The following is a 23,768-nucleotide window of genomic DNA, read 5'->3' on the forward strand; positions in this document are numbered from 1 at the left end:
GGTGCTCGGGCCAACAAGGCCAGGCCACCCTGGTGATAATGGAGGCATTTATATCCGATAAATATCGGCTTTAAAAGTGACAAATAGAAAATATCAGGCGTAAAAAAGCCGGTTAATTCGATAACAATCGGATTAACCGGCTTTAGCTCAAGGGTTACAGGTCTTCCGACAGTACCCGGTCGATGCTGTCGACGAAGAAGTCCACGCTCGCGCGGGTGGTGCACATCGGCGGCTTGATCTTGAGGATGTTGAGGTAATCGCCCGTAGGCTGCATGAAGATACCCAGGTCACGCAGGCGGTTGCACAGCAGGGTAGTCTCGGCACTGGCCGGCTCCAGGCTCTGGCGGTCACGCACCAGTTCCAACCCCAGGTAGAAGCCGGAGCCGTGCACGGCACCCGCCAGCGGATGTTTATCGACCAATTGTTGCAGCCGTGACTTGAAGTAGCCGCCGACTTCCCGGGCGTTGTCCCATAGCCCTTCTTCTTCCATGACATCAAGCACGGCCATGCCGATTCGGCAACTGACCGGGCTGCCGCCGGCGGAGGAGAAGAAATAGCCCTCGGCTTCCAGCGCCTCGGCAATCTCGCGGCGGGTGATGACCGCGCCCAGTGGCTGGCCGTTGCCCATGCCCTTGGCCATGGTGATGATGTCCGGCACCACGCCCTGCTCTTCAAAACCCCAAAACCAGGTGCCCAGCCGGCCATAGCCGACCTGCACTTCGTCGGCGATGCATACCCCGCCCGCCGCCCGCACCTTGGCATAGGCTTGCTGCAGGTAACCCGCAGGCAACGAGATGCCGCCGGCATTGCCGTACACCGGCTCGCAGATGAACCCGGCCAGTTGCCGCTGCTCGCCAGCCAGCGCGTCGAGCTTGGCATCGACGTCGCGCAGATAGTCGGCGGCGCTCTCGGCGCCACGGTAGGCGCCGCGATAGGTGTTGGGCGCGATCACCGGGTGAACCCAGTCCGGCCGGGTGCTCAAGGCCTGGGGGTTGTCGGCGATGGAGGTGGAAATCGCATCGGTGGCCACCGACCAGCCGTGATAGGCCTCAAGTACGCTCAGCAGGTCACGCCCACCGCTGTAGGCCCAGGCCAGGCGGATCGCCAGGTCATTGGCCTCGGTGCCACTGTTGACCAGAAACACCCGGTCCATGCCGCTCGGTGCCAGGGCCAGCAAGCGCTCGGAGAATTCGGCGATGGCGGCATAATGAAAACGCGAGTTGGTATTGAGCAACGACCATTGCCGCGCCGACTCGGCGACCATGCGCGGGTGCCCGTGGCCGAGCACCGCAACGTTGTTGAGCATGTCCAGGTAGGCCCGCCCCTGCATGTCGAACAAGTAGTTGCGCCAGCCGCGCTCGATATGCGGCGGCTGCTGGTAATAGTGTTTTTGCGAGCGGGCGAAACTGGCATCGCGCCGAGCCAGCAAAGCCTGGGCATCGACCAGCGGTTCGGCGTCGCAGGCAAAGCCGAGGATGGCTTGCGGCGAGGGGCACAATGCCTGCCAGGCCTGGGCCCGCGAAGGCACGACAAAAGCTGGTGGATACAAGCCGGCCACCCGGCATAACTGGACCGTCAACACTGCGCCAGTGGCGCCCAGAGACTGTCCGATGGCCAATGCCTGCCCGTCGGCCGGCGTCTGATCCAGCCCGTGCAACCACAGGCTGCATTCACGGCCCTCAAGGCAGCCGCTGTCTTCGCCATATTGGTGCCAGGTCCCGGCCCAAGGTGCCTGGAGCACCGTGGCGCAAGGCAGATGCAGTTCGACATGCAGGGCGAACGTCGCAGGTTCCGCGGGATTGTCGATGTGGGTCTGCGACAGACGATACTGCCCATACAGGCTGCTGGCAGCGCCTGAAGCACTGGCCTGCTGCGCCAGCAAGCGCTGGTCAATGCCGGCTTGCTCCCAGTTGCCGGCCTGGTAATGCTCACTGAGCACACCAAGATCCACGCCAATCACCTGGGCAGCCACCGGGTTCGGCAGGAGGGGCGCCGAGCCTTCCAGCGCCAGCGCAGGCAGCTCATGCCCGCTCGACTGCAGAATCGCCGCCTGCATCAGTTCGAACGGCACACTGGTAGCGACGTCGAAAATTTCCCACTCATGGGCCAGATTGTCCCGGCTATAGCTGTTGCCCGGGTCGACGCTCAGTTGTTGCTCGCTGCTTAGCACCAGCACCGCAGCGCGGGCCACCACCAATGGCCACAAGGCGTTGAGTTCGGCGGCGCTCAGCGGGTTGAGCGCATGATAAGCCTCGATCGCCGGCAAGATGCGCAGGGGATCGCCTTCGGCGTGGTGCAGCAACGCCGCGCAGGTGACCGAGAGGTCGGCAATGCGCCAGGTGTGCATCAGGTCGCCGAAATCGATGACCCCCTGCAGTTGCCACTGGCGCTGCTCATCGCGCGCCCATACGGCGTTGTCATCGGTGATGTCCAGGTGCACGGCTTGCGATGGCAGATCGTTGATCAACGGCTGCAGATGTTCCCAGGCCTGATCTGCGGCGGCTTTTACCCTGGCTTGCTGCGGGTTGTTATCCAGTATCGGCAACAGGTGATCGATCAACGCCTGGGCATGGCGCGGATCCCACTGCAATGTGCGCTCAAGGCCCGGGTGGGTGAAACTGGCCAGAGCCTGGTCGACCCGCGCGCACAGGCGGCCGAGCTCAGCTACCAGGCGCGGCTCCATGTGCTTGATGCGGGTCAGTGACTGGCCTTCTATATAGTCGAGCAAGCGCACGCGTAGCGGTTGGCCGTCGACAGTCACCGTCAACAGTTGCTCACCGGATCGGGCAGCCTGCACCGCAGGCACTGGCAGCCCCTGATCGCGCAGGAAGCCGAGGGCGGCATGCTGGGCTTGCAGTTCCTGCTCGGCATAGGCGCCATGGCAAACCTTCAGCACGTAGCGCCCATGGTCCGAATCGATAAGAAAATTCAGGTCTTGCTGGCTGCCCAATGCCTGCAATGAGCCGCTCAGGCCAAAGTGTTCCCGCAACAGGGTTGCGGCCTGCTGTTCACTGACTTCAGGGCATGGCTGGCTGGAGCGATGGATCAGGGTACTGAGCGACATGGGCAGGGGACCTCATTTTTTTTGTTGCCTATATCGCCACTGCTTGTGCCGGTTGGCAAGAATAACGGCTAAAATTGCGCAACATTTGCTCAGTTTCATCGAGCAGCCCGGGTAAGAAGGACTGTTCGGCGCTTTTTGCTTGCGCCTGCCTGCACCCGGCCACAAGCTGTGCACCCTAAGTTCAATGTCAGTTACGGAAGAAAGGCAGTCCGACATGCGAATTCTTATCACCGGCGGGGCCGGCTTTATCGGCTCGGCGCTGGTGCGTCACCTGATCACCAATACCGAGCACGAAGTGCTCAACCTCGACAAACTGACCTATGCAGGCAATCTGGAATCGCTGACCAGTATCGCGACCGACACCCGCTATGAGTTCGTCCAGGCGGATATCGTCGATCAGGCCACCGTTAGCGCTGTGCTTGAGCGCTTCAAGCCCCACGCAATCATGCACCTGGCGGCAGAGTCGCATGTCGACCGCTCGATTGACGGCCCTTCGGACTTCATCCAGACCAATATCGTCGGCACCTACAGCCTGCTCGAGGCAACTCGCGCCTACTGGCTGAGCCTGCCGGCCGATGAGCGCACGGCGTTCCGTTTCCATCACATTTCCACCGACGAAGTGTATGGCGACCTGCATGGCGTCGATGACCTGTTCACCGAAACCACGCCTTACGCACCAAGCTCGCCCTACTCCGCCAGCAAGGCTGCGTCCGACCACCTGGTCCGCGCCTGGCAGCGCACCTATGGCCTGCCGGTACTGATCACCAACTGCTCGAACAACTACGGCCCATTCCACTTCCCGGAAAAACTCATTCCGCTGGTGATCCTCAATGCCCTGGCAGGCAAGCCGTTGCCTGTGTATGGCAACGGCCTGCAGGTGCGTGACTGGCTGTTCGTCGAAGACCATGCCCGCGCCCTGCTCAAGGTGGTAACCGAAGGCGAAGTTGGCGAGACCTACAACATTGGCGGCCACAACGAGCAGAAGAACATCGACGTCGTACGCGGCATCTGTGCCCTGCTCGAAGAGCTGGCGCCACAACGTCCGGCTGGCATTGCCAACTACGCCGACCTGATCACCTACGTTCAGGATCGCCCTGGCCACGACCAGCGCTACGCGATCGATGCCAGCAAGATCGAGCGTGAACTGGGCTGGGTTCCCGAAGAAACCTTCGAAACCGGCCTGCGCAAGACCGTACAGTGGTACCTGGACAACCTGCAATGGTGCCAGCGGGTACAAGACGGCAGTTATCAAGGCCAGCGCCTGGGCGCCAGCGAATTCAAGGATCTGATTGCATGACCAAAGGTATCGTCCTGGCGGGCGGCTCCGGCACCCGCCTGCACCCCATCACCCTGGGTGTTTCCAAGCAACTGCTGCCGATCTACGACAAACCGATGATCTACTACCCGATCTCGGTACTGATGCTGGCCGGTATTCGCGAAATCCTGCTGATCTCCACCCCGCAGGATCTTCCGCACTACAAGCAACTGCTGGGTGATGGCAGCCAGTTCGGTATCGAAATGAGCTATGCCGAGCAGCCCTCTCCGGACGGCCTGGCGCAGGCCTTCCTGATCGGCGAAGAGTTCATCGGCAACGATTCGGTCTGCCTGATCCTGGGCGACAACATTTTCCACGGTCAGGGCTTCACTCCGCAGTTGCGCAAGGCAGCCCAGCAGGGTGCCGGTGCCACCGTGTTCGGCTACTGGGTCAAGGACCCGGAGCGTTTCGGCGTCGTCGAATTCGACGATGAAGGCCGCGCCCTTTCCATCGAAGAGAAACCGGCACAACCCAAGTCCAGTTACGCAGTGACAGGCCTGTATTTCTACGATAACGACGTGGTCGAGATCGCCAAGGCGGTCAAACCTTCGCCACGCGGCGAGCTGGAAATCACCGACATCAACAACGCCTATCTCAAGCGCGGCGACCTCAATGTCCAGTTGCTCGGGCGCGGTTTCGCCTGGCTGGACACCGGCACCCACGACAGTCTCCTGGAAGCATCGCAATACGTGCAGACCATCGAACACCGTCAGGGCCTCAAGGTCGCCTGCCTTGAAGAAATCGCGTACCAGCAGGGCTGGATCGATGAAGCGCATCTGCTGGAGCGAGGCAAGATGTTCGGCAAGACCGGCTACGGTCAGTACCTGTTCGGTCTCGTAGGGAAACGTTAATGAAAGTAACAGCCAGCGCGCTGCCTGATGTTCTTGTGATCGAGCCGAAGGTCTTCGGTGATGAACGAGGCTTTTTCTTCGAGAGCTTCAATGAGCGCTCGTTCCAGGAAGCAACAGGCATCGATGCCCACTTTGTTCAGGACAATCATTCCGGCTCACAAAAAAATGTGCTGCGCGGTTTGCATTACCAGGTTGAACATACCCAGGACAAGCTTGTGCGGGTAACTGCAGGCGAAGTGCTGGATGTGGCCGTCGATATCCGCCGCCACTCACCGACCTTTGGCCGTTGGGTCAGTGTCAGGCTTTCGGCCCAGAACAATCGCCAGTTGTGGATTCCCAAGGGCTTTGCCCATGGTTTTCTGGTGCTGAGCGACTTCGCCGAGTTTCTCTACAAGACCACTGACTACTATGTGCCGTCTGCCGAGCGCTGCATCCGCTGGGATGACCCGGACCTGGCGATCGACTGGGAACTTGAAAGCGCACCGGTGCTTTCAGCCAAGGACCAGGTCGGCAAGTTCCTGCATGAGGCAGACCTGTTCCCGTGAAGCACAGCCAACCGCGCATCCTTATCGCCGGCCGCAACGGCCAGGTTTCCCAGGCGCTGCAACAGCAGCTGGGCGACCTGGCGCAGTTGCAGGTGCTGGGCAGTGATCAGCTCAACCTCGCGCATCCCGAAACCATCCGTGGCCAGGTGCAGCAGCTCAAGCCCGACCTGATCATCAACGCCGCGGCCCACACTGCGGTGGATCAGGCCGAAAGCGAGCCGGATCTGGCCTTTGCGATCAACGCTCAGGCCCCTGGCATTTTTGCCGAGGAAGCCGCGAAGCTTGGCATCCCGCTGATCCACTACTCCACCGACTACGTGTTCGATGGCAGCAAGGCCACCCCTTACACGGAGGACGACGAGCCCAACCCGCTCGGCGTCTACGGACGCAGCAAGCTGGCCGGCGAACAGGCGATTGCCGCGGTAGGTGGCCAGCATCTGATCCTGCGTACCAGCTGGGTGTACTCACGCCACGGACGCAACTTCCTGCTGACCATGCAGCGCCTGCTGCAGGAAAAGCCCGAGCTGCGCATCGTCGCCGACCAGATCGGCGCGCCGACCTGGGCGGGCACCATCGCCCACAGCACCCGTGCCCTGATCGAACGCTGGCAGACTGGCCAGGCCGGTGCCTGGGGTGTCTATCACCTGACCGCGCAAGGGGAGACCTCGTGGTTCGGTTTTGCCCAGGCCATTGGCGAGCAACTCAAGGTTCAAGGCCTGTCCTGCGCCAAGCTGTTGCCAATCGCCTCCAGCGACTATCCGACCCCGGCTCGCCGCCCGCTGAACTCGCGCCTCGATTGCAGCCGCCTGCAACGTGAGTGGCACGTCAGCCAGCCGCACTGGCAGCAGGCGCTGATCGACTGCCTGAAGTAGCGCATAATGCGCCAGATCATTCTGGCGCAGTTGCGATGAACATAACTCCACCCGTACCCCGCCGCCCTCGCTGGCGCAGCCTGGCCATCCTCGCCGTGTGCCTGGCACCCTTGCTGTGGCCGTTGCAGCACCTCGCCGAGCGCTACTACCAGGACGAACTGGCCGGACAGAACCGCCAGACCCTCGACCTCTACGTCGCCAACCTGCTCGGCACCCTGCACCGTTACGAAACCCTGCCGCAGATCCTCGGCGACCTGCCGGCCCTGCGCGCAGTGCTGGCCGACCCGCTGCGCCTGGAAACCCTGACCAACGCCAACCGCCTGCTCAAGGACATCGCCACCCAGACCGGCGCCGAAGTCATGTACCTGATGGACGCCAACGGCAACACCCTGGCGGCCTCCAACTGGGACAAGCACGACAGTTTCATCGGCCGCAACTTTGCCTTCCGCCCTTATTTCAGCGAAGCCATTGCCGGGCGCCTGGGGCGCTTCTTCGGCCAGGGCACTACCTCGGCCAAGCGTGGTTACTTCTTCGCCGCCGCGGTGCGCGACCGCGATCAGGTGATCGGCGCGCTGGTGGTCAAGGTCGATCTCGACCATACCGAAACCCTCTGGGGCAAGACCCCGGAGCAGCTGCTGCTGACCGACCACAACGGCGTGGTGATCCTGACCTCGCGCCCCGACTGGCGCTTCCGTGCCACCCGGCCATTGAGCGACGCCGAGCGCGAAGCCATCGTTGCCATCCAGCCCTACCCGACCCAGTCACCCAAGCCGCTGACCCTCGACCCCAAGGCCTGGCTGACCCAGACCCAGGCCATCGACGAGACCGGCTGGCAGGTCAGCATCCTCGCCCCGCGCACGCTGATCGACCGCTCGGTACGCACGGTGGTGGCCATCGGCGGCGCCGCCTTGCTGGTAGTAATGCTGCTGCTTGGCCTGATCATGCAGCGGCGCCGCCACTACATGGACCGCATCGACTTTGAAGCCCACGGCCGCCAGGAGCTGGAAAAGCGTGTGATCGAGCGCACTGCCGACCTCGAAGGCCTCAACAGCCGCCTCAAGGAAGAAGTGCTGGAACGCGAACAGGCCCAGCAAGAACTGGTGCGCGCCCAGGACGAGCTGGTGCAGGCCGGCAAGTTGTCGGTACTGGGCACCATGTCGGCAAGCATCAGCCACGAACTCAACCAGCCGCTGGCGGCGATCCGCAGCTATGCCGAGAACGCCGAGATCCTCCTCGATCACCAGCGCACCGACGATGCCCGCAGCAACCTTAAGCTGATCAGCGAACTGACCGGGCGCATGGCCTCGATCATCGCCCATCTGCGTGCCTTCGCCCGCCGCGACCGCCACGCCCCGGAAAGCGTGGCCCTGCAGCCGGCGCTGGACGATGCACTGGCGCTGCTGGCCAAGCGTCGGCGGGCAATGGCCGTGGAACTGGTGCGCGACCTGCCAGAGGCAACCCTGTGGGTCCAGGCCGGCGAAACCCGCTTGCGCCAGGTGCTCGGCAACCTGCTGGCCAACGCCCTCGACGCGCTGACCGAAAAAGCCAACCCACGCAAACTCTGGCTCAGTGCCGAACAGCGCGATGGCAACGTCTACCTGTACATACGCGACAACGGTCCGGGCTTCAGCAGCCAGGCCCTGGCCCGCGCCCGCGAGCCGTTTTTCACCACCAAGACGCGCACCCAGGGCCTTGGCCTGGGCCTGGCAATCTGCGATACCTTGATGCGGGCGCTGGGCGGAGAGCTGCTGCTGGGCAACCACCCGGAAGGCGGCGCCCTGCTTACCCTGCAACTGCGCATCGCCAAGCCCGGCGCCACCCTACCCACTTCGGAGGACCCATCGGCATGACGACCGAGCCGCTCATCGACAGCCGCACGCAGGTGATCCTGGTCGACGACGACCCGCACCTGCGCCAGGCGCTGAGCCAGACCCTCGACCTCGCCGGGCTGAAGATCCTGCCCCTGAGCGACGCCCAGGGCCTGGCCGGGCGCATCGAGCGCGACTGGCCGGGCGTGGTGGTCAGCGATATCCGCATGCCTGGCATCGACGGCCTCGAGTTGCTGCAGCAACTGCACGCCCAAGACCCGGAGCTGCCGGTGCTGCTGATCACCGGCCACGGCGACGTGCCGCTGGCGGTGCAGGCCATGCGTGCCGGCGCCTACGACTTTCTGGAGAAACCCTTCGCCAGCGATGCCCTGCTCGACAGTGTGCGCCGCGCCCTGGCCCTGCGCCGCCTGGTGCTGGACAACCGCAGCCTGCGCCTGGCCCTGAGCGATCGCCAGGAGTTGAGCACGCGCCTGGTCGGTCACTCGGCGCCGATGCTGCGCCTGCGCGAGCAAATTGGCGCATTGGCCGGCACCCGCGCCGATGTGCTGATCCTTGGCGAAACCGGCGCCGGCAAAGAGGTGGTGGCCCGCGCCCTGCACGACCTGTCGAGCCGCCGCGACGGCCCGTTCGTGGCCATCAACGCCGGCGCCCTGGCCGAATCGGTGGTCGAGAGCGAGCTGTTCGGCCACGAGCCAGGGGCTTTCACCGGCGCGCAGAAGCGTCGCATCGGCAAATTCGAATTCGCCAACGGCGGCACGTTGTTCCTCGATGAAATCGAAAGCATGAGCCTGGATGTCCAGGTCAAGCTGCTGCGCCTGCTGCAGGAGCGTGTAGTCGAGCGCCTGGGCGGCAACCAGTTGATCCCGCTGGATATCCGCATCATTGCCGCAACCAAGGAAGACCTGCGCCAGGCCGCTGACCAGGGGCGCTTTCGCGCCGACCTGTATTACCGCTTGAACGTCGCACCACTGCGCATTCCGCCGCTGCGCGAGCGCGGCGAAGACATCCTGGTGCTGTTCCAACACTTTGCCCACGCCGCCGGCGAGCGCCACGGCCTGCCAGTGCCGGCATTGCAACCGGCGCAACGGGCGTTGCTGCTGCGCCATGAATGGCCGGGCAACGTCCGTGAGCTGCAAAACGCTGCCGAGCGCTTCGCCCTGGGCCTGGAACTGGCCCTGGACGGTGACCTGCCGCCTGCGGCCGACGGTCCCGTGGCCAGCATCGGCAGCGGCAACCTCAGCGAACAGGTCGAGCAGTTCGAACGCTCGCTGATCGCCGCGGAACTAGCGCGCTCGCACAGTTCGCTACGCAGCCTGGCCGAGGCCCTCGGCATCCCGCGCAAGACCCTGCACGACAAGCTGCGTAAACACGGCCTGAGCTTCGGCGACAACCATCACAGCGATGACCTGGAGGACAACCGTCCATGAGCACGGACAGCCACTACCTCGAATCGGTACTGCACAGCGACATCCCGCTGACCCGGCAAATGGGCCTGCAGGTGCTCGACTGGCAGCAACATTGCCTGCGCCTGCAGCTACCGCTGGAGGCCAACGTCAACCACAAGAGCACCATGTTCGGCGGCAGCCTGTACTGCGCGGCGGTGCTGGTCGGTTGGGGCTGGCTGCACCTGAGGCTGCGCGAAGCAGGGGTCGATGACGGGCATATCGTCATCCAGGAAGGCCAGATCAGCTATCCGCTGCCGGTCACCGGCGCAGCCATCGCCACCTGCGCGGCACCGGAGGAGAAGGTCTGGGAGCGTTTCATCGCCACCTATCAGCGCCGGGGCCGGGCGCGGCTGAACCTGCACACCCAGGTCAGCAATGCCGGCAGCAGCGAGGCTGCCGTGCTATTCAGCGGCCAGTACGTGTTACACCGCTAGGGCTTGCTGCAGCAGTTTGTCGCGCCATGGCGCGGCCGCCGGCAAGGCCAGGAAGAACGGGTTGAGCAAAGACTCGCGCGCAGGGTAGACGAAGGCCTGGCCATCGAGGCCAAGCACTTCGCCGCCGGCGCCTTCGAGCACGCCCTGGGCTGCTGCGGTGTCCCACTGCGAGGTCGGTGCCAGGCGCGGGTAGCAATCGGCAACGCCCTCGGCCAATAAGCAGAACTTCAGCGAACTGCCGATATTGGCCAGTTCCAGCTCCCCTACCGACTGGCTCAGGCCGGCCAGCAAGGCTTCCTGTTGCGGGCTGGAGTGCCGGCGGCTGGCAACCACGGTAAATCGCTCACCCGCAGTCGGCGCGTTGCGCACGCTGATGGCCTTGGGCACGCCGCCCGCTTCCGCCAGCCAGGCCCCGAAGCCCTTGCCGCCGTAATAGCAACGCCCGTTGGTGGGAATCGCCACCACGCCAAACACCACCTGGCCTTGCTCGATGAGAGCGATGTTGACGGTGAATTCTTCAGTGCCGGCAATGAATTCCTTGGTGCCATCCAGCGGATCGACCAGCCACCAGCGCTGCCAGCCTTGCCGTTCGCCCAGGGGAATATCGCAGTCCTCTTCCGACAACACCGGGATCTGCGGCGCCAGGGCGCGCAAACCCTCGGCAATGACGTCATGGGCAGCCAGGTCGGCGGCGGTGACCGGCGATTCGTCGGCCTTGGCCGTCACCGCCACATCGGCGCGCCAGAACGGCAAAATGGCCTTGCCCGCCTGGCGAGCCAGCTCCACCACGTGCTGCATCAGTTCAATATCGTTCATAGCGGGAACACCCCACGCTGGCTCAGCAAGTCGCGCACCAGATACAGCGCCGCCAGGGCCCGGCCTTCGGAAAACTGCGGATGCTGGGCCAGGGCCGAGAGCTCGCGCAGGTTGATCTTGTCGACACGCATCGGCTCGGGCTCATCGCCTTCCAGGCGTTCCTCGTAGAGGTCGGTGGCCAGCACCACCTGGATCTTCTGGCTCATGTAACCCGGTGACAGCGAAAGCTCGGTCAGGTGCTCCAGTTGCCGGGCACCGAAACCTGCTTCTTCCTTGAGCTCTCGGTCGGCCGCCGCCAGCACGTCTTCGCCCGGTTCGATCAGGCCCTTGGGCAACGACAGCTCGTACTCGTCGGTACCGCCGCAGTACTCCTCCACCAGCACCGCGTGCTCGGCGTCGAGCATCGCCACGATCATCACCGCGCCATAGCCGTTGCCGCGCCCGACCAGGCGCTCATAGGTGCGCTCGGCGCCGTTGGCAAAGCGCAATTGCACGGCTTCGACGCGAAACAGGCGACTACTGGCGACAATCTCGCGAGAGAGGACGGTGGGTTTCTGGCGCATGGGGCGGCTCCTTGGCGTGAACGGGTTACTATACCGTGGCTTGCCCGGCCGCTGCCTAATGACTGTTCGAGAATTTCATATGCCCGTTTTAGCCTGGTCCACCATCGATACCGTCCTGCTGGACATGGACGGCACCCTGCTCGACCTGCACTTCGACAACCATTTCTGGCTCGAGCAGCTGCCCCAGCGCTACGCCGAACTGCACGGCATCAGCCGGGCCATGGCCGAGCTCGAGCTGCAGCCGCTGTTCGAGCAGCACGCCGGCTCGCTGAACTGGTACTGCCTGGACTTCTGGAGCCGCGAGCTGAACCTCCCGGTGCGCGAGCTGAAGCGTGAGACCGCCCACCTGATCGCCCTGCGCCCGGATGCCGACACCTTTTTGCAGGCGATCAAACAGGCCGGCAAGCGGGTGATCCTGATCACCAACGCCCATCGCGATTCGCTGTCGCTGAAACTGGAGCGGGTGGAGCTGGCGCCTTACTTCGAGCGCCTGATCAGCTCCCATGACTACGGCTACCCCAAGGAGAACCCGCAGTTCTGGAGCGCCCTGCAGGCCGATATCGGCTTCAGCCCGCAACGCAGCCTGTTTATCGACGACACCTTGTCGATCCTGCGCAGCGCCCGCGACTTCGGCGTGGCGCACCTGCTTGCGGTGCGCCAGCCCGATAGCCGCAAAGGGCCGCGGGATACCGAAGAGTTCGCCGCGGTGGACGACTACCGGGCGTTGCTCGAAGGGTTGTGATTACTCGGGGATGCGCAGGGTCTGGCCCGGGTAGATCTTGTCCGGGTGCTTGAGCATCGGTTTGTTGGCTTCAAAAATCTTGTTGTACTGGTTGGCATTGCCGTACACGGCCAGGGAAATGGCGCTGAGGGTGTCGCCCTTCTTCACGACGACGAAGCGAGCAGCCGCAACAACCGGGCCGGTGACAGTAATTTGATCATCTACCGACGCCACACCGGCAATGTTGCCCAGCGCCAGGAGAATTTTCTCTTTCTCTTCCTGACTGGACACTTCGCCGGTCACCGTGACCTTGTCGCCATCGACGGTAGCCTTGACGTTGGGGTTACCGAGTCCAACCGCCTCCACGTGCTTCTGCAACTGCTCGCCGGCATTGGCATTACCCGGCGTCAGCAGGTCGACGATTTTCTCGCCGGCTTCTTTGATGAAACTGAAAATGCTCATACCGCTCTCCTTGGTGATGAATCTCGGAGCCTGGAGTCTAGGACAGGTTAGAATGCTTCGCCTGCTTTGCGCCGTGGAGCGACGATGGACATCAAACAACTCAAATTCCTCATCGCCCTGGATGAAACCCGCCACTTCGGCCAGGCCGCCGCCCGCTGCCATGTGACCCAGCCAACCCTGTCGATGCGCTTGCGCAACCTGGAGCAAGAGCTGGACCTGGCCCTGGTCAACCGTGGCCAGCGCTTCGAGGGTTTCACCGCCCAGGGCGAGCGGGTGCTGGCCTGGGCGCGCTCGGTGATCGCCGCCTACGATGGCCTGAACGCCGAAGCGGCCGCCTGCCGTGGCCACCTGGTCGGTACCCTGCGCCTGGGCGTGGTGCCGTTGTCGAGCTTCGACCCCTTGCCATTGTTACGGCGCATGCACCAGCAGCACCCGGAACTGCGCTTCGAACTCAGCGCCCTGAGCTCCGAGCAGATCCTCGAACAGCTGACCAGCAACCAGCTGGACCTGGGCGTGTCATACCTTGACCGGCTCGACCACGAACGCTTCCAGGCGCTGCCGCTGGGCGAGACGCGCATGGGGCTTTTATATGATCCAGATCATTTCCGCTTCGACGAGCAGCCCCTAAGCTGGCAACAGCTGACTGAACTGCCGCTGGGCTTGCTCACCGCCGGCATGCATTTTCGCCAGTCGATCGACCATAACTTCCACAGCCGCGGCCTGACCCCGCAGCTGTTGCTGCAGACCGATGCCGTCCATCAGTTGGCCCAGGCCGTCAGCGGCGGCCTGTGCTGCGCGATCATGCCGTTGGCGGCAGGGCTGGAAGTGCTCACCGAACGGCTGCGCCTGCAACCGATCGAACAGGCCTGCACCCTGGCACCATTGGGCCTGATCATGCGCCGCACGGCGCCGCGCTCGGCCCTGGCCGAGGTGTGCCTGGGCGAATATCAAGCGCTGCGCGGCGAGGCTTGATCGACGCCGTCTATCAAAGCATCAGCATTAGCGATTAGACGATACCCGAGCGCAAGCCTAGGCTTAAAGCTGAACAGCCGCCGGTACCTCTGCTGATGAGCACTAAACCCCCGGCCTGTGCGGCGTCCACCCCGCTTGTGACTGCGCCCGCGGCCAGCAACACCTACGACTACTGCCACCTTGACGACGACAGCCAGGCCCATACCGCACTGGCCGAGGAAGTCGCGCTGGCGATCGCCTATAACGGCATCAGCCAGGCCGTGATGCTGGTCAGCCCCACTGATCTTGAAGACTTTATCGTCGGCTTCAGCATCGGCAGCGGCATCATCGCTTCGGCCAACGAGATCTACGACGTCAAGTTCACCGGCAACGGTTCTGCCGTGCATGCCGAAGTCGAGATCGCCAACCGCGCCTTCTGGAACCTCAAGACCCAACGCCGGCAACTGGCCGGCACCAGCGGCTGTGGCCTGTGCGGTGTAGAGGCGGTGGAGCAGGCGCTGCCCGACCTTGCCGTGCTGCCGGGTGCGCCGCTGCCACCCGCGCAATGGCTGGCCGGCCTGCGCCAGCGCATGGATGCCTTCCAGCCCCTGGGCCAGCACTGCGGCGCGGTGCATGCGGCACTGTTCATGAACAACCAGGGCGAGATCCTTCTGGGCCGCGAAGACATCGGCCGGCACAACGCCCTCGACAAGTTGATCGGTGCCCTGGTGCGCCAGCACATCAGCCTCGACGGCGGCCTGGCGATCGTCACCAGCCGCTGCAGCCTGGAGTTGATCCAGAAGGTGCTGCGCGCCGGCATCCAGACCCTGGTCAGCCTGTCCTCGCCTACCGGCCTGGCCCTGCAGTGGGCACGGCGGCACAACCTCAACCTTATTCACCTGCCCAAACACAGCGCACCACGGGTGTTCAGCCCCGTGCGGGAGAACCGAACGTGAGCCTGCATCACCAAGCCGACCACAAGCCTGTGCCCCGCTACAAACCCTACCACGGCGCCGCTGGCGGCTGGGGCGCGCTGCGTAGCGTGGCCCAGGCCTGGATCGGCAGCGACAACGCCCTGAAGAACATCCGCGCGCTGCTCAAGACCAACCAGAACGGCGGCTTCGACTGCCCTGGCTGCGCCTGGGGCGACTCGCCGGAAAGCGGCATGGTCAAGTTCTGCGAAAACGGCGCCAAGGCGGTGAACTGGGAAGCGACCAAGCGCCGCGTCGATGCCGCGTTCTTCGCCCGCCACAGCGTCACTTCGCTGCTGGCCCAGAGCGACTACTGGCTCGAATACCAGGGCCGGCTGACCGAACCGATGGTCTACGACGCCAGCACCGACCGCTACCAACCAATCGACTGGGATGGCGCCTTCGCCCTGATCGCCGAACACCTGCAACAGCTCGAAAGCCCGGACCAGGCCGAGTTCTATACCTCCGGCCGGGCCAGCAACGAGGCGGCCTACCTGTACCAACTGTTCGTGCGCGCCTACGGCACCAACAACTTCCCCGACTGCTCGAACATGTGCCACGAGGCCAGTGGCGTGGCACTTGGGCAGAGTGTCGGGGTCGGTAAAGGCACGGTGACTTTCGACGATTTCGAGCATGCCGACGCGATTTTCGTCTGGGGCCAGAACCCCGGCACCAACCACCCGCGCATGCTCGAACCGCTGCGCGAAGCGGTCAAGCGCGGCGCCCAGGTGGTCTGCGTCAACCCGCTGAAAGAACGCGGCCTGGAACGCTTCCAGCATCCGCAGCACCCGCTGGAAATGCTCACCAACGGCGACCGCCCGACCAACACCGCCTACTTCCGCCCAGCCCTGGGCGGCGACATGGCGGTGCTGCGCGGCATGGCCAAGTTCCTATTGCAGTGGGAGCGTGAAGCCCAGGCCAGTGGTGCCCCGGCGATCTTCGATCACGACTTTCTCAACCAGCACACCCAGGACGTACTGGGCTACCTGGCCGCGGTCGACGCCACCTCCTGGGAGCAGATCACCGCGCAATCGGGCCTGACCCTGGCCGAGATCGAGCAAGCCGCGCGCATGTACTGCAGGGCCAAGAAGGTCATCATGTGCTGGGCCATGGGCATCACCCAGCATCGCCATTCGGTGGCGACCATCCAGGAAATCGCCAACCTGATGCTGCTGCGCGGTAACCTCGGCGTTCCCGGTGCCGGCCTGTGCCCGGTGCGTGGCCACAGCAACGTGCAGGGCGACCGCACCATGGGCATCAACGAACGGCCGCCGGTGGCCCTGCTCGACGCCCTGGAGCGCCGCTTCGGCTTCAAGGTACCGCGCCACAATGGCCACAACACCGTCGAGGCGATCCGCGCCATGGCCGACGGCCAGGCCAAGGTATTCATCGCCCTGGGCGGCAACTTTGCCCAGGCCACCCCGGACACCGAACGCACCGCCCAGGCCCTGCGCAACTGCGCGCTGACCGTGCAGATCAGCACCAAGCTCAACCGCAGCCACCTGCTGCATGGCAAGCAGGCGCTGATTCTGCCGTGCCTGGGCCGGACCGATATCGACCTGCAGGGCCAAGGCCCGCAGGCAGTAACGGTGGAAGACTCGTTCAGCATGGTCCACGCCTCCAATGGCCAGTTGCAGCCACTGTCGCGGCAAATGCGCTCAGAGCCTGCAGTGATCGCCGGGATTGCCAACGCCACCCTCGGTACCAAGCCTGTGGACTGGAACTGGCTGATCGCCGATTACGGGCGCATCCGCGACCTGATCGACCAGACCATCCCCGGCTTTGACAACTTCAACCAGCGCCTGCAAAACCCGGGCGGCTTCTACCTGGGTAACAGCGCCGGCCAGCGGCAATGGAAGACCGCCAGCGGCCGGGCCAACTTCAAGGCCAACGCCCTGCCGGACGACCTGCTGCACGAGCGTGTGCGCGCCAGCGGCCAGGTGCCGGACCTGATCATGCAATCGATGCGCTCGCACGATCAGTACAACACCACCATCTATGGCCTGGATGACCGCTACCGTGGGGTCAAGGGCCAGCGCAACGTGCTGTTCGCCAATGAGGCCGACATCGTCCGCCTGGGCTTCCACCCCGGGGACAAGGCCGATATCGTCTCGTTGTGGAGCGATGGTCGCGAGCGGCGGGTCAAGGGCTTCACCCTGCTGGCCTTCGATATTCCGGCCGGCCAGGCGGCGGCCTACTATCCGGAGGTCAACCCGCTGGTACCGCTGGAGAGCGTGGGCGATGGCAGCCACACGCCGACCTCCAAGTTCGTCGCGATCCAGTTGCAACCTGCCAGCGACAACGCCCGGATCCTCTGACAGAATCGGCGGCAAACAGGCACAAAAAAGGCCCTGACATCACTGTCAGGGCCGCGTTCCAAGTAAGCTCAGACACGCAAAAAACGATAAAGTTTCACAGTGAAAACAGTAACTTAGAAAATTGTGTACAACTCGTGTTACTCGTCGGATTTCGTTTGCCAGCCCCCCTCCCCAGCCTCAGGATCGCCTCGTCATCCCTATGAGGCTTTCTTGATGAAGTACTCCTCGATTCTGTTGTTGTCTCTTGGCCTGCTCAGCGGCGTTGCCTCGGCAGGTGGCACCACCGAAGCCGGTATTGGCGGCGCATTGGGTGGGGTACTGGGCTCGGTGGTCGGTCAGTCGATCGGCGGCAGCACCGGCGGTGCAATCGGTGCGGGCCTGGGTGGCGCAGCCGGCAGTGCGGTCGGTGCCGACAAGCGCCAGCGCGGTGAAGCCGCAATCGGTGGTGCCCTGGGCGCAGCCGGCGGCAACGTGGTCGGCCGCAGCATGGGCGGCACCACCGGTAGCTATATCGGTGCGGCCGCAGGCGGTGGTGCCGGCGGCGCGCTGGGTAACTACATGGGCAACAAGGCCGATGAAGACGAGCGCGATGACCGTCGCTACCGTCGCGGCTACGACGACCGTCGTTACTACGACCGTGGCCACCACTACGGCCACCGCAAGCACAAAAAGCACTGGCGTCACCGCTGAAGCCTTTCGGGCTTAAGCCAAACTCCTAGTCCCTGCCCCCATGGGCAGGGATCGCTGCATCACCCCGCGCGTTACCGATCAAGCCCTGCAGGCCGATCTTCCGGCCAGTCCCGGCAGGCCCTGAATGCCCTTCTGCTTGCCAGCCACCTGTGGCCTAGGGGCAACCCCGATTCTGGCGGTTATAGCCAGTAGCTATCATCGGCCGTTCCCAATCAGCCAATGGACGCAGGGAATGCGCAGCTATCACGCAAAGACGGCCCGATTGCCCTGTGCACGAGGGGTGTGAGATGCCTGCCGGCAGCCGCCCTCCGTTGCTGAGCGAAGCCCAGTTCCTGCGCTTTCGCACCCTGGTCAGCCAGCGCACCGGCGTGTTCCTCGCCGCCGACCGCCGCGCCGCCGTGGCAGCGCGCCTGGGAAAGCGCCTGCGGCACCTGCAACTGGCCTCCTTCGAACAGTACCTGCATCTGGTCGAACAGCCTGATCAGCAGCAGGAACAACAGCGGGTGCTCGACCTGCTGGTTGCTCGCGACAGCTACTTCTTCCGCGAACATCGCCATTTCGAGTTCCTCGCCCAGTGGCTGCGCGACATGCCCCGCCCGCTAAGGCTCTGGAGCGCTGCCTGCGCCTCTGGCGAAGAAGCCTACAGCCTGGCCATGGTCGCCAGCGAACACGCCGTGAACGACGACTGGAGCGTGCTGGCCAGCGACGTCAGCCGCAACCTGCTCGAGCAGGCAGGCGAAGGCATCTATGACGTCACCCAGGCCCGTTACTTTCCCGAAGGCTGGCTGCAACGCTACTGCTTGTGCGGCGTCGGCGAAATGGCCGGGCGCATGCGCATGATTACGTCCCTGCGCGAGCGCCTGCGGTTTCGCCCGATCAACTTGATCCAGTCGCTGCCCACCGACCTGGGCCTGTTCGATGTGATTTTTCTGCGCAATTTGCTGACCTACTTCAGTCAGGATGAGAAGCAGCGCGTGGTTCATCGCCTGCTGGCCTGCCTGCGCCCGGGTGGCCTGCTGCTGATCGGGCATAGCGAGAGCATCCACGGCCTCGACCTGCCCTTGCGGCCGATCCTGCCCTCGGTGTTCGAACGCCTATGATGGCCGGCGCTGTCGGGACCTGCGGCAGGCCCCCGATACTGATCGCGCCACCGCGCGGCAGCGCTCATCCGGACCGAGCAAACCTGCCGCCCCTCTTCTTTTGCGAAACAGGCTCGAACCCATGCTTTGCCGAATACTACTTGCCGATGACTCGCCGCTCTTTCGAGCGGGCCTGCGAGCGCTGCTCGAACAAAAAAAACAATACGCCGTAGTCGGTGACGCAGGCGACGGCATGACCGCTGTCGCCCTGGCCGAGAAGCTCAAGCCCGACATCATCCTGCTGGACATGACCGCCGACACCCTCGACAGCGAGCAGATCCTGCGTGAGCTGTTTTTGCGCGTGCCCTCAAGCCATGTATTGATGCTCTCGTCGCGCTCGGAGCTGGACTTCGTCATGCGTTGCCTGCAGCTGGGTGCTCACGGGTTTCTGCTCAAGAGCGCCACCGTACTGGAGCTGGAGCAAGCCCTGCAGGCACTGAAAAACGGCGGCCAGTACCTGTCGTCAGCGGTGCTGCCGATGGTCATTGGCCAGGCGGTGAAGCACAGCCGCAAGCGTCCCAGCGGCAGCACCACGATGCAGTTGACTGCGCGCCAGCTGGAAATCCTGCGCTTGATTGCCCGCGGCGAGTCGACCCGCTCGATTGCCGACGGCCTCGGCCTGAGCGTGAAGACTATCGAGGCGCACCGCTCGCAGATCATGCATCGCCTGCAGATTCACGATGTACCCGGCCTGGTGCTGTTTGCCGTACGCGAAGGCATCATCCGCCTCAACGATTGAGCGGTCTCAGCCTTGCAAGCGCTCCAGTGCCGCCTGCAGCGTGGCCGGCAACTGCGCCGGCCGCCCTGACTCGCGCTCGACGAACACCTGCACCAGCTTGCCGGCCGCGCAAGGCTGCCCGTCCTCGACCCGAAACAGTGCCAACTGATACTCCACCGAACTGCCCGCCAGACGCGCCACCCGCAGGCCGACTTCAAGGGTGTCAGGGAAGGCTGGCAAGGCAAAGAAGTCCGCCGCCGAACTGACCACGAAACCGGCGACCTCGCCGTCCTGCAGGTCCAGCCCGGCCTGTTGCAGCAGGTACGCCTGGATCGCCGTGTCGAAGTAGGCATAGACCGTGGCACCGGCGATATGACCATTGAGGTCGCTGTCCTGCCAGCGGCTGAGGATCGGGTGCAGATGGCGGAAGGCTTGGCGTTGTGGGAGTTCGGACATGAGGGACCTGAGACACTTGTGGAAGAGTGCGAAGCTTCCCACAAACACTTCAGAAGCCCTATAGTTGCAATCAACTATAGATTGCATAGCATGGATCGACCTTATGAAGCAGAGACATTCACCCATGCCAACTCATAACATGGACCATGCCGAACTCAGCAAGATGGTCGAGATTGGCTGCATCAACACCACGCATGTAGTCGCGCAAGCGGGGGGCTGGGCTGTTCAAGTCTCCGCCAGGGACCAGGAGCACATACTCACTGCACAACGCAGTGGCAATGTCCGGTTGTTCAAAAAACTCGAGACGCTGGTGAGCTATCTCCAGGCGCTAGGCATTGAATACTTCAAGGTCGACACTTCCAGCTACGACCCCGAGACACTCCAGACCTATCAAAGACCTGATCGTGCCCAGGCCCTTAAAACAGCACATGAAGCGGCGGCCTACGAAACCTGGTTCAGCGCACAAGTCGAAGCCAGCCTGCAGGACACTACTCCGTCAATCGAGGATGATGAAGCTCGCCGCTTGTTCGCCGAGCGCCGCGCAGCGCTGAAAGCTCGTTCGCATTGATGAGACTGGTGTGGCGAGCCATGGCACTGAGCGACCGCGAACTGATCATGGACCACATTGCAGCCGACAACCTGGAAGCGGCAATCGCGCTGGACGAGGCTTTTGAAAGCAAAGCCCGGAAAGCGCAATATTCACCGACTATGTACAAAGCGGGAAGATTTCCCGGTACGCATGAAATCGTGGTTCGTCCCAACTACTTAATGATCTATCGCGTGGTGGAAGACTGCGTCGAGATCATCCGGGTGCTGCATGCCAGGCAACAATGGCCATGATTGAACAGCCGGAAAACAAAAAGCCGCCCCTGAGGGCGGCTTCTTGTTTACGCAGGCTTCAGCTTACAGCTGTGGGCCAGCAGCCTTGATGGCGTCGGACACTTCGAACTTCTTGAAGTTTTCGATGAACAGGCCAGCCAGGGCTTTTGCAGCTTCATCGTAAGCAGCCTGGTCAGCCCAGGTGTTGCGTGGGTTGAGCAGGTTGGTTTCAACGCCCGGTACGGCCAGTGGCACGTCGAGGTTGATGGTGTTCAGGTGCTCGGTTTCGCTGCCGATCAGGGCGCCGCTCTGGATCGCTGCGATCACCGCGCGGGTGGTCGGGATGTTGAAGCGCTTGCCCACACCGTAGCCACCGCCGGTCCAGCCGGTGTTGACCAGGTAGACCTTGGAGCCGAAACCGCGGATACGCTTGATCAGCAGCTCTGCGTATTCGCCAGCCGGACGCGGGAAGAACGGCGCGCCGAAGCAGGTGGAGAAGGTCGACTTGATGCCGCTGCCCGAACCCATTTCGGTCGAGCCCACCAGAGCGGTGTAGCCGGACAGGAAGTGGTAGGCCGCTTGTTCTTCGTTGAGGATCGACACTGGCGGCAGCACGCCGGTCAGGTCGCAGGTCAGGAAGATGACCGCGTTAGGCTCGCCACCGAGGTTTTTCTCGGAACGCTTGGCAACGTGTTCCAGCGGGTAGGCGGCGCGGCTGTTCTGGGTCAGGCTGACATCGGTGTAGTCGGCGTGCTTGGCATCGTCGATGACGACGTTTTCCAGTACTGCGCCGTGCTTGATGGCTTTCCAGATGACCGGCTCGTTCTTCTCGGACAAGTCGATGCACTTGGCGTAGCAGCCACCTTCGATGTTGAAGACAACGCCTTCGCCCCAACCGTGCTCGTCGTCGCCGATCAGGTAGCGGCTTTCGTCAGCCGACAGGGTGGTCTTGCCGGTACCCGACAGACCGAAGAACAGGGTCACGTCGCCCTCTTCGCCGATGTTGGCGGCGCAGTGCATTGGCAGCACGTCGGCAGCCGGCAGCAGGAAGTTCTGTACCGAGAACATGGCCTTTTTCATTTCACCGGCGTAACGCATGCCGGCGATCAGGACTTTCTTCTGGGCGAAGTTGAGGATCACGCAACCATCGGAGTTGGTGCCGTCACGCTCAGGCACGCACTCGAAGTTGGCAACGTTGAGCACTTGCCACTGATCACGGCCAGCAGGGTTGTACTGTTCAGGATTGATGAACAGGCAACGACCGAACAGGTTCTGCCAGGCAGTCTGGGTGGTCATCTTCACTGGCAGGTAGTGATCGGCAGCCGCGCCTACGTGAACGTAGGAAACGAAGTGATCCTGGGCGTTGTTGAACGCCTCGACGCGGTCCCACAGGGCATCGAACTTGTCGGCCGGGAACTTGCGGTTGATCGGGCCCCAGGCGATGGCGTCCTGAGTGGACGGCTCTTCGACGATGAAACGATCCACCGGCGAACGACCGGTACGGTGACCGGTTTTCACGACCAGCGCGCCAGTATCGGCCAGCTCGCCTTCACCGCGGTTCAGCGCTTCTTTTACCAGCTCATCGACGCTCAGGTCGGTGTAGACGGTGTTGTTGGCTTGCGTCATGAGATTCCCCATCCGGCCTGCGGCCGAGTGCTCCAAACGTTTTGTAGTAGAGCTTTGAAAACTACTACAGCGAAAAAAGTGGCCGGATTATGCCAGAAACGCCCAAAAAAAGTAGGGCCCTCCTGTCAGAACGGCGTGTTTCCGGCGTTAGACAGGAGATTTACCTGTGGTGAAACGTTTTAGTGACGAGTATCTGACGGTGTGTCTACACCGCCACCGGCGAACAATTGCTCGATATCGGCGGCATCAAATTGGTAGCGCTGATTGCAGAACTGGCAATCGACTTCGATCTGGCCGCCATGCTCGTTGATCAGCTCCAGCGCGTCATGCTTGCCCAGGCTCACCAGGGCATTGCCGGAGCGCTCACGGGAGCAGCTGCAGCGAAAATGCAGCGGCTGGATATCGAACAGGCGCACGGCATCCTCGTGATACAGCCGATGCAGCACAGTCTCGTTGTCCAGGCCCAGCAGTTCCTCGGCCTTCAGGGTATTGGCCAGCGCCTTGACGTGGTTCCAGCTTTCCTCGCGTTCCTCGATGTCCTTCTGGCGGTCGGCCGGCAGCTGCTGCACCAGCAGACCGCGGGCACGAATGCCGTCGGCGGCCAGGGTGATGCAGGTGTTGACCTGCTGGGACATGACGAAATAGTTGGTGAAGCATTCCGACAGATCCTTGCCGTCCAGTTCCACCGTGCCCTGGTAGCGCTGGCCGTTGACCGGAATGATGGTCAGCACCAGGTGGCCGCCAGGCATCAGATCGGCGAGGGTTGCATCATCCTTGATCTGCTCGGCCGCATAACGGGCCAGGCCACGAATTTCGTGCTCGCTGGTGCACTCGATAGCCAGCAGGGGCACCGGCCCGCTCGACTGCGCCTGGAGGATCAGCAGGCCATCGAACTTCAGCGTACCGACCAGCAGCGCGGCTGCCGCCATCAGCTCGCCGAGCAACTGTGCCACAGGCTGCGGATAAGGGTGCTTGGCCAGCACTTCGGCGTAGCTGCGCTCCAGCCCGACCATTTCACCGCGAACGTCGCGGTCGTCGAAAAGGAAGCGTTGTGTGTAGTCGGTATCTGGCAAATCGGACATGGGCTTTGGCTTTCTGAATGATGACAAAATAATTTCAAGGGCCTATAAAGCCCAGTCTAGAGCACCAGAATGGTGCACTCG

23 protein-coding genes are annotated in these 23,768 nt (G+C 63.1%); 16 read left to right on the plus strand and 7 right to left on the minus strand.

Annotated features, from left to right (window positions below):
- Positions 1-154 precede the first annotated feature (154 nt).
- The gene (locus LOY37_RS25880) at positions 155-3,064 is read right to left on the minus strand and encodes an aminotransferase (RefSeq protein ID WP_258716015.1); all 2,910 of its coding nucleotides are present in this window, start codon (positions 3,062-3,064) and stop codon (positions 155-157) included.
- A 214-nt stretch (positions 3,065-3,278) separates the two neighbouring features.
- On the opposite strand from LOY37_RS25880, the gene rfbB reads away from it, so the two are divergent.
- The 7 genes from rfbB to LOY37_RS25915 are packed head-to-tail and all read left to right on the plus strand — an operon-like array spanning position 3,279 to position 10,355.
- Positions 3,279-4,361: a dTDP-glucose 4,6-dehydratase gene (rfbB, locus tag LOY37_RS25885; protein ID WP_045201182.1), complete on the plus strand. Its 1,083-nt coding sequence runs from the start codon at positions 3,279-3,281 to the stop codon at positions 4,359-4,361.
- A complete protein-coding gene (gene rfbA / locus LOY37_RS25890; protein WP_045201181.1) occupies positions 4,358-5,230 on the plus strand; it encodes a glucose-1-phosphate thymidylyltransferase RfbA in 873 nt (290 codons plus the stop codon). Before rfbB ends, rfbA begins: the two co-directional genes overlap by 4 nt.
- The gene (gene rfbC / locus LOY37_RS25895; protein ID WP_045201180.1) at positions 5,230-5,775 is read left to right on the plus strand and encodes a dTDP-4-dehydrorhamnose 3,5-epimerase; all 546 of its coding nucleotides are present in this window, start codon (positions 5,230-5,232) and stop codon (positions 5,773-5,775) included. Before rfbA ends, rfbC begins: the two co-directional genes overlap by 1 nt.
- Positions 5,772-6,647 (plus strand): dTDP-4-dehydrorhamnose reductase, encoded by an 876-nt coding sequence (gene rfbD / locus LOY37_RS25900; protein WP_258716016.1) that lies wholly within the window; start codon positions 5,772-5,774, stop codon positions 6,645-6,647. Before rfbC ends, rfbD begins: the two co-directional genes overlap by 4 nt.
- A gap of 35 nt (positions 6,648-6,682) precedes the next feature.
- The gene (locus tag LOY37_RS25905) at positions 6,683-8,497 is read left to right on the plus strand and encodes an ATP-binding protein (protein WP_258716017.1); all 1,815 of its coding nucleotides are present in this window, start codon (positions 6,683-6,685) and stop codon (positions 8,495-8,497) included.
- On the plus strand, positions 8,494-9,903 hold the full coding sequence (locus LOY37_RS25910; RefSeq protein WP_093378425.1) for a sigma-54 dependent transcriptional regulator: 1,410 nt from the start codon (positions 8,494-8,496) through the stop codon (positions 9,901-9,903). Before LOY37_RS25905 ends, LOY37_RS25910 begins: the two co-directional genes overlap by 4 nt.
- On the plus strand, positions 9,900-10,355 hold the full coding sequence (locus LOY37_RS25915) for a YiiD C-terminal domain-containing protein (protein WP_045201176.1): 456 nt from the start codon (positions 9,900-9,902) through the stop codon (positions 10,353-10,355). The genes LOY37_RS25910 and LOY37_RS25915 overlap by 4 nt, the downstream gene beginning before the upstream one ends.
- Here the strand turns inward: LOY37_RS25915 and cysQ are convergent.
- Both cysQ and nudE read right to left on the minus strand, forming a co-directional pair.
- Complete coding sequence (gene cysQ, locus LOY37_RS25920) at positions 10,344-11,171, minus strand: 3'(2'),5'-bisphosphate nucleotidase CysQ (RefSeq protein ID WP_093378418.1); 828 nt, start codon at positions 11,169-11,171, stop codon at positions 10,344-10,346. The genes LOY37_RS25915 and cysQ overlap by 12 nt on opposite strands.
- Complete coding sequence (gene nudE / locus LOY37_RS25925; RefSeq protein WP_038998207.1) at positions 11,168-11,734, minus strand: ADP compounds hydrolase NudE; 567 nt, start codon at positions 11,732-11,734, stop codon at positions 11,168-11,170. The genes cysQ and nudE overlap by 4 nt, the downstream gene beginning before the upstream one ends.
- A gap of 79 nt (positions 11,735-11,813) precedes the next feature.
- Between nudE and yrfG the strand changes: the two genes are divergently transcribed.
- Entirely contained in the window at positions 11,814-12,476 is a 663-nt protein-coding gene (gene yrfG, locus LOY37_RS25930) for a GMP/IMP nucleotidase (RefSeq protein WP_258608513.1), read from the plus strand.
- Here yrfG and lysM read toward each other — a convergent pair whose 3' ends face one another.
- Positions 12,477-12,917: a peptidoglycan-binding protein LysM gene (gene lysM, locus LOY37_RS25935; protein WP_258608515.1), complete on the minus strand. Its 441-nt coding sequence runs from the start codon at positions 12,915-12,917 to the stop codon at positions 12,477-12,479.
- Positions 12,918-13,001: 84 nt separating this feature from the next.
- Here lysM and LOY37_RS25940 point away from each other — a divergent pair, with 84 nt between their 5' ends.
- From LOY37_RS25940 to LOY37_RS25965, 6 genes are all read left to right on the plus strand, one after another.
- Entirely contained in the window at positions 13,002-13,889 is an 888-nt protein-coding gene (locus LOY37_RS25940) for a LysR family transcriptional regulator (protein ID WP_045201172.1), read from the plus strand.
- A 95-nt stretch (positions 13,890-13,984) separates the two neighbouring features.
- Positions 13,985-14,824, plus strand: coding sequence for a formate dehydrogenase accessory sulfurtransferase FdhD (fdhD, locus tag LOY37_RS25945; protein ID WP_045201171.1), 840 nt, complete (start codon positions 13,985-13,987; stop codon positions 14,822-14,824).
- A complete protein-coding gene (locus tag LOY37_RS25950) occupies positions 14,821-17,157 on the plus strand; it encodes an FdhF/YdeP family oxidoreductase (protein WP_258716018.1) in 2,337 nt (778 codons plus the stop codon). Before fdhD ends, LOY37_RS25950 begins: the two co-directional genes overlap by 4 nt.
- A gap of 210 nt (positions 17,158-17,367) precedes the next feature.
- Positions 17,368-17,847 (plus strand): glycine zipper domain-containing protein, encoded by a 480-nt coding sequence (locus LOY37_RS25955; RefSeq protein ID WP_176794206.1) that lies wholly within the window; start codon positions 17,368-17,370, stop codon positions 17,845-17,847.
- 287 nt (positions 17,848-18,134) lie between these two features.
- Entirely contained in the window at positions 18,135-18,947 is an 813-nt protein-coding gene (locus LOY37_RS25960) for a protein-glutamate O-methyltransferase CheR (protein ID WP_258716019.1), read from the plus strand.
- A gap of 121 nt (positions 18,948-19,068) precedes the next feature.
- Entirely contained in the window at positions 19,069-19,725 is a 657-nt protein-coding gene (locus tag LOY37_RS25965) for a response regulator transcription factor (RefSeq protein WP_026001197.1), read from the plus strand.
- 6 nt (positions 19,726-19,731) lie between these two features.
- On the opposite strand, the gene LOY37_RS25970 is transcribed toward LOY37_RS25965, so the two are convergent.
- On the minus strand, positions 19,732-20,160 hold the full coding sequence (locus tag LOY37_RS25970; RefSeq protein WP_258608520.1) for a thioesterase family protein: 429 nt from the start codon (positions 20,158-20,160) through the stop codon (positions 19,732-19,734).
- A gap of 103 nt (positions 20,161-20,263) precedes the next feature.
- Here LOY37_RS25970 and LOY37_RS25975 point away from each other — a divergent pair, with 103 nt between their 5' ends.
- Positions 20,264-20,728 carry a hypothetical protein gene (locus tag LOY37_RS25975; RefSeq protein WP_258716020.1) on the plus strand — a complete coding sequence of 155 codons (465 nt, stop codon included), beginning with the start codon at positions 20,264-20,266 and terminating at the stop codon, positions 20,726-20,728.
- A complete protein-coding gene (locus tag LOY37_RS25980) occupies positions 20,728-21,000 on the plus strand; it encodes a type II toxin-antitoxin system RelE/ParE family toxin (RefSeq protein WP_258716021.1) in 273 nt (90 codons plus the stop codon). Before LOY37_RS25975 ends, LOY37_RS25980 begins: the two co-directional genes overlap by 1 nt.
- Positions 21,001-21,063: 63 nt before the next feature.
- Here LOY37_RS25980 and LOY37_RS25985 read toward each other — a convergent pair whose 3' ends face one another.
- Both LOY37_RS25985 and hslO read right to left on the minus strand, forming a co-directional pair.
- Positions 21,064-22,605 (minus strand): phosphoenolpyruvate carboxykinase, encoded by a 1,542-nt coding sequence (locus tag LOY37_RS25985; RefSeq protein WP_258716022.1) that lies wholly within the window; start codon positions 22,603-22,605, stop codon positions 21,064-21,066.
- 179 nt (positions 22,606-22,784) lie between these two features.
- A complete protein-coding gene (hslO, locus tag LOY37_RS25990; RefSeq protein WP_045201165.1) occupies positions 22,785-23,687 on the minus strand; it encodes an Hsp33 family molecular chaperone HslO in 903 nt (300 codons plus the stop codon).
- Between the last annotated feature and the right edge of the window lie 81 nt (positions 23,688-23,768).

Source organism: Pseudomonas sp. B21-012, from assembly GCF_024749305.1.
Classification (GTDB): Bacteria; Pseudomonadota; Gammaproteobacteria; order Pseudomonadales; family Pseudomonadaceae; genus Aquipseudomonas.